The 1,467-nt window shown below is 57.9% G+C and carries 1 protein-coding gene; it reads right to left on the bottom strand.

Translation table 11 applies throughout. The annotated features are described in order from the left end of the window. Positions 1 to 258: 258 nt before the first annotated feature. On the bottom strand, positions 259 to 1,326 hold the full coding sequence (locus FHT84_RS31255) for an IS110 family transposase (protein WP_113249967.1): 1,068 nt from the start codon (positions 1,324 to 1,326) through the stop codon (positions 259 to 261). Positions 1,327 to 1,467 lie beyond the last annotated feature (141 nt).

Here is a 1,467-nt window from a genome sequence, read left to right as displayed (position 1 = left end):
TCTCCAATGAAAGAACTCAAGGGGCAAAACACCAGCATTTGCGGGAATTTCCTTGGGTTCGGTTATGTTTTGACCGGCGTTTGCGCCGATCGGCTAAATCTCTTCCGTCCGCAGGACGGAGTTGTCCTTCGGTTCTTGAACCAATCTCCAATGCGTGACCTGATGCCTTGGCTTCGGTCACAGAGTGACGTTCGGCTCCCGGTTTCCCATTCTCCTTTAAGAGCGCAGCCCAGTTCTACCGGGCTCACTAGCCAGCAATCAGGACAACCGGGATATCGTCGACGTCGCTTCCATGGCGGTGGTGCTGCGCGGCTCGTAAGCGCGCTGGTCACGCAGGATCTGGAAGGCGATCGTCAAAAGCTTGCGCGCGATGGCAACACGCGCCTTGTTTACTCCTCTGATCTTCAGGTGGTCGTATTGGCCGCGAAGCTGCGCATCACTGGCGACAGCGGGAGCGACCGCTTCCACGAAAGCCCAGCGCAGCCACTTGTTGCCCTGCTTGATGATCTTGCCGTGGAAGGTCTTGCCGCCGGAGGAATAGGTCGAGGGCACAAGCCCGGCATAGGCAGCAAGCTTCTTCGGGTTGCGGAACCGCTTGATGTCGTCGATCTCGGCATCGATCAGCCTTGCAAAGAACTCGCCGATACCGGGGATCGTCTTCAACAGCTTGACGTTGCCATTGGTCTTCGTCAACGCCCGGATCGTGGCTTCCGACTGCTTGATCCGGCCGTCGATGTCGCCGATGAAGTCGAGACCACGGTCGATCTGGATACGGTCGATCTCCAACACATTGAGCGCGGCGAGCTGCTGGCGTCCAGCCTTGCCGAACAGGTCGCTCAGCTTCTTCAACTGCGCCGTCTGCTCCGGATAGCGATCGAACACCGTCACGATGCGGTTCTTCGTCATCGTGCGCAGCCGCACGTAAAACATCCGCTCGCGCAGCGCGACACGCAGCTCTCGGGCCTTGTCGCTCGGAGCCCAGGCCTCCGGAACCAGGTCGGCTCGAAGCAGATGCGCCAGCACCGTCGCGTCGATCTTGTCCGTCTTGATCTTGGCGTCGGCGATCGCCTTCACCTTCAACGGATGGGCGAGAACGACATCATCACAAATGTCGTCGAGCCAGTCGTAGATCATCATCCAGTTGCGCGTCGCTTCGACAACCGCATGGCTGTTTTCCCGGTAGCGTTCGAGAAACCCGCCAAGCGACTGGCGGTCGTTCTTCACCCGGCCGGATCGTAACGTCTTCCCGGCTGAGTCCTGCACCACCAGATGGCTATAGGATTTGTGATAATCGACCCCGATATGGTATTCATAAGAGGCAGTCATGCTTCCAACTCCCTTGTTGAGATCTTGCGAACCCCAATAAGGTAAGCCGAAACACCGGAAGTGTGACTGTCCCTCGATCATCACCTGCATCTCAGTCATCCGTTCTATCGGCGGAGGTGGCCTCTTTCATGTCACCTCCTT

The organism is Rhizobium sp. BK289 (assembly GCF_014193575.1).
In the GTDB taxonomy this organism is placed as follows: Bacteria; Pseudomonadota; Alphaproteobacteria; order Rhizobiales; family Rhizobiaceae; genus Rhizobium; species Rhizobium tropici_C.
This window is presented reverse-complemented; position numbering and strand designations above follow the sequence as displayed.

Bases quoted from the DNA above. Each gene is read 5' to 3' on its own strand.
- FHT84_RS31255 (WP_113249967.1), bottom strand. From the start codon at position 1,326: ATGACTGCCTCTTATGAATACCATATCGGGGTCGATTATCACAAATCC.